The sequence below is a fragment of the Noviherbaspirillum galbum genome, from assembly GCF_010974945.1.
Classification (GTDB): Bacteria; Pseudomonadota; Gammaproteobacteria; order Burkholderiales; family Burkholderiaceae_D; genus Noviherbaspirillum; species Noviherbaspirillum galbum.
Map to the genome: position 1 here is coordinate 45531 of NZ_JAAIVB010000004.1, position 8944 is coordinate 54474.

Annotated in this window: 8 protein-coding genes; 2 read left to right on the plus strand and 6 right to left on the minus strand. The window is 61.4% G+C overall.

The features are described from left to right. Nucleotide 1 precedes the first annotated feature (1 nt). From G3574_RS00860 to pncB, 3 genes are all read right to left on the minus strand, one after another. Nucleotides 2-3193: an EAL domain-containing protein gene (locus tag G3574_RS00860; protein ID WP_163959944.1), complete on the minus strand. Its 3192-nt coding sequence runs from the start codon at nucleotides 3191-3193 to the stop codon at nucleotides 2-4. Between the two features lie 74 nt (nucleotides 3194-3267). After that, nucleotides 3268-4314: a bifunctional nicotinamide-nucleotide adenylyltransferase/Nudix hydroxylase gene (locus G3574_RS00865; protein ID WP_163959946.1), complete on the minus strand. Its 1047-nt coding sequence runs from the start codon at nucleotides 4312-4314 to the stop codon at nucleotides 3268-3270. A 21-nt stretch (nucleotides 4315-4335) separates the two neighbouring features. Further along, a complete protein-coding gene (pncB, locus tag G3574_RS00870; RefSeq protein WP_163959948.1) occupies nucleotides 4336-5532 on the minus strand; it encodes a nicotinate phosphoribosyltransferase in 1197 nt (398 codons plus the stop codon). A 150-nt stretch (nucleotides 5533-5682) separates the two neighbouring features. On the opposite strand from pncB, the gene G3574_RS00875 reads away from it, so the two are divergent. Together G3574_RS00875 and G3574_RS00880 are read left to right on the plus strand one after the other, a co-directional pair. Further along, nucleotides 5683-6216 carry a DUF924 family protein gene (locus G3574_RS00875; RefSeq protein ID WP_205609613.1) on the plus strand — a complete coding sequence of 178 codons (534 nt, stop codon included), beginning with the start codon at nucleotides 5683-5685 and terminating at the stop codon, nucleotides 6214-6216. 200 nt (nucleotides 6217-6416) lie between these two features. Continuing rightward, nucleotides 6417-7142 carry a hemerythrin domain-containing protein gene (locus G3574_RS00880; RefSeq protein WP_163959952.1) on the plus strand — a complete coding sequence of 242 codons (726 nt, stop codon included), beginning with the start codon at nucleotides 6417-6419 and terminating at the stop codon, nucleotides 7140-7142. Between the two features lie 78 nt (nucleotides 7143-7220). Here the strand turns inward: G3574_RS00880 and G3574_RS00885 are convergent, their stop codons facing one another. From G3574_RS00885 to G3574_RS28040, 3 genes are all read right to left on the minus strand, one after another. Continuing rightward, entirely contained in the window at nucleotides 7221-7862 is a 642-nt protein-coding gene (locus G3574_RS00885) for an IS630 family transposase (RefSeq protein ID WP_163959962.1), read from the minus strand. 415 nt (nucleotides 7863-8277) lie between these two features. Then, nucleotides 8278-8763, minus strand: a complete 486-nt coding sequence (locus tag G3574_RS00890) for a hypothetical protein (RefSeq protein ID WP_163959954.1) — start codon at nucleotides 8761-8763, stop codon at nucleotides 8278-8280. Continuing rightward, nucleotides 8753-8944, minus strand: a 192-nt coding sequence (locus tag G3574_RS28040; protein WP_205609614.1) for a hypothetical protein, incomplete at its 5' end; no start/stop codon positions are given. The genes G3574_RS28040 and G3574_RS00890, both read right to left, overlap by 11 nt.

The window sequence follows — 8944 nt, forward strand, 5'->3', positions numbered from 1 at the left end:
TTCATCCATGCTGCCTGCACCATGCCGCGAACTCGGCGGCGGGCAGCGGCTTGCTGAACAGGTATCCCTGCGCCTGGCTGCATCCTTTTTCTTCCAGGTAGCGCAGGGCATCGTAGGTCTCGATGCCTTCCCCGATCACTTCCAGCTGCAGGCTCGTACCCAACGCGATGATGGCGTCCGTCACAAGCCGGCTGGCATGGTCGCTGCGGATGTGGCGGATGAAGGACTGGTCGACCTTCAGCTTGTCCAGCGGCAACGCGCTCAGGCGGCTCAGGCTGGAGTAGCCGGTGCCGAAATCGTCGAGCGACACCTTCACCCCCAGCGCCTTGATGCGGTTGAGCACCTCGATCGCCTGCTCGAGGTTGTCCATGATGGCGCTCTCCGTGACCTCGACATGCAGGCAGGCCGGGTCGACGCGGTACTGGCGGATGATGCCGCCGATGGTCTCGGCGAAATCACGTTGCCGGAACTGCATGGGCGACACGTTGAAGGACACCGAGATGTCGATGCCTTCGTTGCGCCAGGCCCGCTGCTGTCGGCACGCCTGGCGCACCACCCACTCGCCCATCTGGCCGATCAGGCCCGCCGATTCGGCGACCGGGATGAAGCGGTCGGGTCCGACGGGCTGCGACGCGTCGTCCGTCAGTCGCAGCAAGGCTTCGGCGCTGATGATGCGGCCGCTGCGTATGTCCACGATGGGCTGGTAGTAAAGTTCCAGTCCGCCCGACTTCAGCGCCTGCTTCAGGCGCTGCTCCAGCAGCAGCAAGGCCTCCGCTTCCCGGTCCAGTTCGGGCGAGTAGAAGCGGAAGGTGGCACGGCCGGATTGCTTGGCCTGGTACATCGCCATGTCGGCGGCATGGATCAGTCCGCTGATGTCGTCGCCGTGTTCCGGATAGAGGCTGATGCCGATGGAGGGCGACAGCGTCAGCGTGAGATCATCCACCTGGTAGGGCTGGCTGAGGTGCTGGACGATGTGCTCGGCCACCGCAACGGTGGCATGCCGCATGGTGCCGTCGAGATGGGGCAGGATCACGACGAACTCATCCCCGCCGAGGCGCCCGACCAGGTCTTCGGAGCGGGTGCAGGCGAGCAGCCGGCGCGACACTTCCTTCAACACCTGGTCGCCCGCATCATGGCCGTGCAGGTCATTGATCGGCTTGAAGCGGTCGAGATCGATGAACAGCACCGCGCCCTTGCCATGCTTGCGTGCGGCCGCCGCGACTTCGCGGGTGCCGAATTCGAAGACCAGGGTGCGGTTGGGCAGTCCGGTGAGCGAATCATGCAGCGCCGCCTGGCGGATCTGCTCCTGTGCCTGCTTGCGCTCGGTGATGTCGGTATGTGTGCCGACCAGGCGCAGCGCGCGTCCGCGGCCATCCCGCTCCGAGGCGATGCCATGCGAAAGTATCCAGTGCCAGTCGCCGTGCTTGCCGCGCAGGCGCAGTTCGCCCCAGAAGCTGGCGCGCCTGCCGTCGATCACTTCCTTCATCATGGCAATGATGGCCGGACGATCCTCGTCATGCACGCGCCTGAGCCAGGCGCGCGCGGTCCTCAACTCTTCGGGAGCCGCGCCCAGCATCGTGTAGAGCAGGTCGTTGACCGGCGACATCGCGCCGCTCGCCACGTCCATCTCCCATACCGCCGTGCTTCCCGCCTTGAGCGCCAGCGCGAGCCGGGTTTCGCTGGCCTGCAGTTCCGCCATCAGGCGCTTCTGCTCCGACACGTCGATGAACAGCGTGGCGAAGCGTCCCGGCGAGGGGCTGAAACAATACGCCTTGAAGTGCCGCCCTGTGTGCTGGTTATACCCTTCGAAGGTATCCGAGCGCCCGCTCTGCGCCACCCGGGACTGCCGTTCCACCCATATCCTCTCGAGCGTCGGCACCACCTCGGTCAGTGCCTTGTCGACGATCTGTTCCTTGATGCCGGTGTAGCGGTAGAAATTTTCGTTGACTTCCAGCATGCGCAGGTCGACCGGTTTGCCTTTCGGATCCAGGATCGGTTCGCCCACCACGAACGCCTCCGACATGTACGAAAACAAGGCACGGTACTTGGCTTCGCCCTCGCGCAGGAACTGGAGCAGCCGGCGCATCGCCGCCTGCCTTTCCTCGAGCAGCGCGGAAGCGGCGCCCAGCGCGTGCGACAGCGCCATCGCCTCGCGGATGTCGGACGTGGGCGGCGTGATCCGCTTGCCGTCGCCGAGGGCCGTCGCCGGCGCGATCAGCCCGTGGAAGGCGCCCTCGATCTTCTTGCTGAAGAACCAGGCGAGCGGAAGGCCGACCGCGAACAGTCCGGCGACGCTCGCGGCGAGCAGGAGCATGCGGGTGACGATGCCCGCGCGGATTTCCTGTTCCGGAATGGAAATCGCCACCCGCCAGCCCGTCGCCGGGGAAACGGTATGGGTGGCGAGGACATGCACGCCGTCGCGCATGGTGGCGCTGAAGCTGCCTTCCGTGTCGGACATCAGCTGGGCGTAGAACCGGTCGGCGGGAAGTTGTCCGACGAAGCGCGCGGCCTCCCTGCTGCGGGCCACGACAACCCCATCGCCGTCGAAGATCGTCGCCACCCAGCCCGGCGGCAAGCCCTGGCTGTCGAGGATGGCGTTCAGCGTCAGGGGGAGGATCGTCATGCCGAGCGCATACGTGATCTCCCCATCCTTCCTGACCGGAACCAGGACGGCAACGACAGGCCGGTGCAACACGCTCGACACATACAGGTTCGAGACCACCGGCATGGTGTCGTTGAACAGATGATCGACCAGCGCGGGAACCGGATGGGGCGGCAATGACTGGCCGGCATCGACCGCTGTGCTGAGAATCTGCCGTCCCGTCCGCTCGGTCAGGGTGATCTGGTTGCCCAGCCCGGATGCCGACAACGCATCCCTTGCCTGGTTGCGGAAGCGCTCCAAATTGCCGGCGGCCAGCGCATCCGACAAGGCGAGACCTTGCAGCAAGGCCTGGGTCCGCAGCACGTGGTTGTCCATCGCCTGCCGCAGCGCCCGCGCCGTCTGTAGCGTATCCCGTTCGGTCTGCAGGCGCTCCTGGCGGTATTCGTAGGCAAACAGGCCCATCGCGCCCAGCAGCCCCGGAATGAGGCAGGCCAGCACCAGCATGAAAAGAAAATACCTGACCGAACGGTATTGCACCCGGGCTTCAGGAGCGGTCCCTTGCATCTGCATGAAATCCGTGAGGCGCTGCATGGATATTGATCGGAGGGAATTCCGGTTGGACCTTGCCGTTCCGGCAAAGATTCCTTGCTCCCGGCGCTGCGCCGTCAAGCCTCGTCGTCGGAGGTCAATCCAAGGAAATGATCGAGTATGTGGAAGTGATCATCGAAGAACTGGTCTTCCATCGCGGCAAGTGAGACCAATGGAATCCAGGCGGCGGACGCGGCATCATCGGCGCCTTCGACATCCGGCAGCTGGTCGCGCGCCAGGGCGAAGTAATGCCCATGGGTAATCGTGCGCGTGCGCTGGCTGCGGTCCGGGTGGTCAAACACCTGCACCGCCCTGAGCGCGTCCAGCAGTTCTTCCTCCAGCACGGCGAGGCGGGTTTCTTCCATCAACTCGCGCACCGCGCCCTGCACCAGGCGTTCGCGCTGCTCGAGGAAGCCGCCGGGGAGCGCCCACAAACCCTTGCCGGGGAAGGCGCCGCGCCGCACCAGCAGCACGTGGCCGGCGGCGGTGACTACCGAATCCACCGTGGTCTGCACCGGCGGAAACGGTGCCAGCTTCCAGGCTGCGCGGTAGGCCTGGATGGCCGCATGCTCCTGAACCAGCTTGCGGTAATGCGGCAATGTCGACCATGCCTTGAGAAACTGCCGGACCGGCACGGTCAGCATGGGCGCGACCACCGCCAGCGAAACATCGATGTCTTCGGCTTCGAAGAATACCTGGCGAACGCGCGTCGAATCGACGTCAGCAAGCGCCTCGCCGGTCATGAGCTCCCAGCGTGGGAAGCGATTCAGGTAATAACTCGACGCATCCTTGAAATAGCCGACCAATGCAATGCGGGCGGTCTCGGGCACGTGCCGCCCTACCTTGCGCTGCACCGCCTCCGCCCAGCGCCGGTCCTGGTAATAATCGCGCACCGCGATGAAGGAAACGCGATCGCGCTGCGCCTCCGGCAGGCTGAGCCGGATCATGCTTGCGCGTTCGTCGCAGGTGAACGGATTCTTCGGACTGCGCGCGTGGAAGGACGAACCGAGCACGACGAACACCCGCGGCGCCGTAGCGAGGGCAAGCTCCAGAAGCCTGGCATGGCCGCAGTGGAAAGGCTGGAAGCGGCCGATCAGAACGGCGGCGTCGTGGGTTGGCGTCACGTGGTTTCCTTTACTGCCGGCTCATGCGGCATGGGAGGGATGATGAAACACCTGCCGCAGGTAAGCCAGGAAGGTTTCGTCGCGGCACAGCGTCTTGCCCGGCGAATCCGACAGCTTGGCAACCGCCTGTCCATTGCATGACATCAACTTCATCACGATGTTCAGCGGCGTGATGCCGGTGTCATTGGTCAGGTTGGTGCCGATGCCGAAGCCGGTCTGGATACGATTGGCAAAATGGCGGTACAGCGCGAATGCCTTGTCCAGGGTAAGCCCGTCGGAAAACACCAGGCGCTTGGTGCGCGGGTCGAGGCGCAGGCGGGCGTAGTGGGCAATTGCCTTTTCGCCCCATTCCACCGGATCGCCCGAGTCATGGCGCAAGCCATCGAAGAGCTTGGCGAAGTACAGGTCGAAGTCGGCAAGGAAGGCATCCATGCCGACCACGTCGGTAAGCGCGGTGCCGAGGTCGCCGCGGTATTCCTGCACCCAGTCCTCCAGCGCTGCCTTCTGGAAGTCGCGCAGCCGCACGCCGAAGGCCTGGTAAGCCTGCAGGTACTCATGCGCCATGGTGCCGATCGGCACCAGCCTGCACTTCATCGCCAGGTAGACGTTCGACGTCCCCTTGAAGAACTGCGGTGCCTCACGGGCAATCGTTGCCACCACTTCTTCATGCCAAGCGCAGGAGAATCGGCGGCGCGTCCCGAAATCAAAGAATTCGAAGGGATGGAGCAGCGGCGGTTCGCTGGCGAAATCGCGCAGCCGCGCCAGCTTGTCCTGCAGGCGCCGGCGCGCCTCGTCCAGTGTGCCCGCGTCGGAAATTCGCCGGAAGTACAGCTCATTGATAATGTAGAGCACGTAGATCTCGAAACCCATCACATGCACTTGCGGCCCGGACGCGCGCACGACCAGCGTGTCGCCTTCCGCTCGCACGGTGATGAACTTGCGCTGGAAGCGAAACACGGCCAGAAAGTCCACGAAGTCGCTCTTGATGAAGCGCAATCCGCGCAGATAGGCCAGCTCTTCCTCCTGGAAGTGCAAGGCGCATAGATGGTCCAGCTCCCGGTCCACCTCCTCCGCCAGCGACGCCAGCGGAAAGGCCGGCACGTTACGGCAATGGAATTCATACTCCGCAGTCGCGCCCGGATGGCTGTGCAGCAAGGCCTGCCACATGGTGAACTTGTAGAGATCGGTCTCAAGCAGGCTGCGTACGATCGGTGTCATGATGTCTTCCGTTTATCCTTATGGATAGGATGCATCGCCGGAAGGTTCAGCGGCTTGATGTAGCGCTGCGTGCCGCGTGGAAAACCGATCACCATGCCGACGAATGCCTTCATGCCTTTCGTTCCTCAAATTCGTCAAAGGAGAAAAACAATGGAAGAGGTGCTCAAGTTCTGGTTCGAGGACATCCCGCCAAAAAGCTGGTGGTCCGCAGAACCGGCATTCGATGACGTCATCCGCCAGCGCTTCGGCGATTTGCTGGAACGCGCGCGGCAGGGCGAGCTGCACGCATGGCGCGCCTCGCCGAAGGGCCGCCTCGCCGAAATCATCGTGCTCGATCAATTCTCGCGGAACATCCACCGCAATACGCCCGCCGCCTTCGCGCAGGACCCGACGGCGCTGGTCCTCGCCCAGGAAGCCTGCGCCGCGCGGGCCGACGAGCAACTGTCGCTGACGGAATGCGCCTTCCTCATCATGCCTTACATGCACAGCGAGTCGAAGCATATCCATGCCATCGCGGAAGACCTGTTCAAATGCTTGACACCCGAGGACAACTACCGCTTCGAACTAAGGCACAAGGCAATCATCGACCGCTTCGGACGTTACCCGCATCGGAACGCCATCCTCGGACGACCCTCGACCGAGGAAGAAATCGAATTCCTCAAACAGCCCGGCTCCTCCTTCTGACCCGTCCTTTTCCCCTTGGCCATTAAGGTTATTTTAGGATTAGATGAATGAAGTTTTAAGAACCGGCCCATCCCTTCTTGCGTAAAGTACGCTCCGTACCGACGAATTGCGAAGGCAACGCATCCCACAACGCCGCGATGCCCTCAATCCAGCCGTTACCGCAACCAACCCGCCAACCCAAGAAGACGACCGGAGCCACCATGCACGCCATCGAATCCACCGCCACAAGCGGCCAAGCTTCCCAACACCAGCGCGTCGACATCTATCGCCGCATCCACAAGGCGCTGCGCCTGTGCATGACCACCACCCTCACCCGCCTCGGCGCGGCCGATCCCGCCGACGACGCGGCAATGACCGAATGCGTGGCGCAGGTTCGCGAGCTGCTGCACATGTTCCAGGGGCACCTCGAGAAAGAGAACACCTACGTCCACCCCGCAATGGAAGCCCGCGTTCCCGCCTCCAGCGCGCGCATCGCCGACGAGCACGTGCACCACGAAGCCGAGATCCATCAGCTGCATCAGCTCGCCATGGACGTCGAACTGGCGCCGGCATCGAGCCGCGCGGCCGAAGCGCATGCCCTCTACCGCGTCCTCGCCGCCTTCGTCGGCGACAACCTGGTGCACATGCAGTTCGAGGAAACGGCGCACAACGCCGCGCTGCAGGATGCCTACACCGATGGGGAACTCATCGCCATCGAACAGTCGATCGTCAACTCGCTCTCGCCCGCGGAGAAGGCGCATCACATGCGCTGGATGCTGCCGGCGCTGAATGCCGCGGAGAGACTGGAGCTGTTGATTGGCGTGCGCGACAACGCGCCGCCGCCGGTGTTAGAGGGGATGCTGTCGATTGCTCGCGCGCATCTGACCGGTGGGGAGTATGACGTCTTGCTGGAGGGCTTGGGGCAGCCGGCACGGCTGGCGGCTTGAGACCTTCGTTTTTAGCTGCATGATTTATCTTGCCCGCTGCAAGCGCGGGCAGTCTCTCAGCTTACAGCGGATCGCCTATTAGTTTAGGGGGTATCCGCAATGAGCAAACCAGCCCCGGGATTCCCTATTGCTGATGGTATTGATGGCCTTCCGAATTGCCTCGTCGAGTTCCTCGCGCGTACGTGCTTTTAAGCTGCGCAGCTTAGTCTTCAGTTTTGACCAGCAGGATTCGATCGGTGAACAGTTGGGAGAGTAAGGCGGCCGGTACATGAGCGCTGCACCTCGCTCGGCAATCGTTTCAGCTATGCCCGCCACCTTATGAGCACCAAGGTTATCCATGACGACAACATCGCCACGGCGCAGGGTCGGCGCCAACACCTTCGACACATAGGCCCGAAACACCGCTGCATCGGTAGCGCCTTCAACGGTCATGACGGCATCGAGGGCGTAACAGGACAGGCAGCCGATGATGGTGACGTTGTGGCCGTAGTTTTTAGGGGTGGCATCATGAACGCGCGTGCCCGGTCTGGCCCTGCCGAAGCGACGCGTCATCTTCAGGTTCACGCCGGTTTCGTCAATGAACTTAAGCTTCTTGACTGAGCAACCGGCTATTGTCTTGTAATACCGCCGCCGCTCCTGACATACCCGCGTGGTGTCCCGTTCGCAGGCATGTACTGCCTTTTTTTTGGGCGCAATCCCATTTCCTGCAGGACCCGGCAGATTCTCGACGTGCTCACCAGCGGGCCATTGTCGCGCACTAGTTGCTGCCGCAGTTCGGCTAGCGTCATATCGGGCTGTTTCGCCAGGAAGCGGCGCAGTTGCGCACGGGCTTTGTTATCAAGGCGCGCGGGTGGTCCCGGATGATCCGGCTTATGCGGCGAAACATCACCGGTGCGCCGGTACAGTCGGAGGATATTTTCCACAGTCGCCAGGCTGACCTAGAAATAGTTGGCGACTTGGCGTTGCGATTGGTTACCACGTGCGCAGGCTTGAACGATTCTCCAACACAAACATCGAATAGGGAACGGGCATGATGGCACCTCTTCCGCAGGCAGGTGGCTATAAGACCTTTTATACCCGCAGATGTTGTCTTTGCTCACCTACCCCTAAAGGTACCGGCAATCCACTGTAGGTATCAGCTTATTTCTCCGTATTGCTCGCGTTCAATTTTAACTCCAGCGGCCCGCAAGATCTCCCTAAAAGCATCAATCCTTTCGGGGTAAGTGGCAATATGGAGAACAATGGTAGCCAAATTTCCGCTCTGACTGTATCCCCACCACTTCCAACCACGGTCTCTCATAGCATCTATCCAAGAAAAAAATTCCCACGGCAAAGTGTCCCACTTATCTCTCGGTGTGGATGCCAGAAGCTGATCCGTTTCCTCCTTGTTCAATTCGGGTACTTTCTCCTTGAACCAACTAGGCAAACTTATACGCCAATCGTTATCGGATGGCCATGAATCTGCATCATGTTTTGCAACTTCATAAACAATACTCAATATCCGATTTAATGCTTCGTTTGGCGAAGTTCCCAAATCAACATCAAACTCCCACGGATTAGCTGGCATCGAAGTTAATTTATTATTATGATCGATCCGTTCGCTCTCATTTCTACTGTCCATTTTTCCCAGTTCCCTGTTCGATAGATTTCATAAATTTTCCGAAATAACTCTTAGTACTACAGCTGTAAGTCATGCTGGCTGCACTCTGCGGCGGCGATGGTAGAAATTGGCGATTGCCTGATGATGTCTTCGCCATAACGACCAGTGAATAACCATCCTCAGGTCCGGTAACCAACGCCAT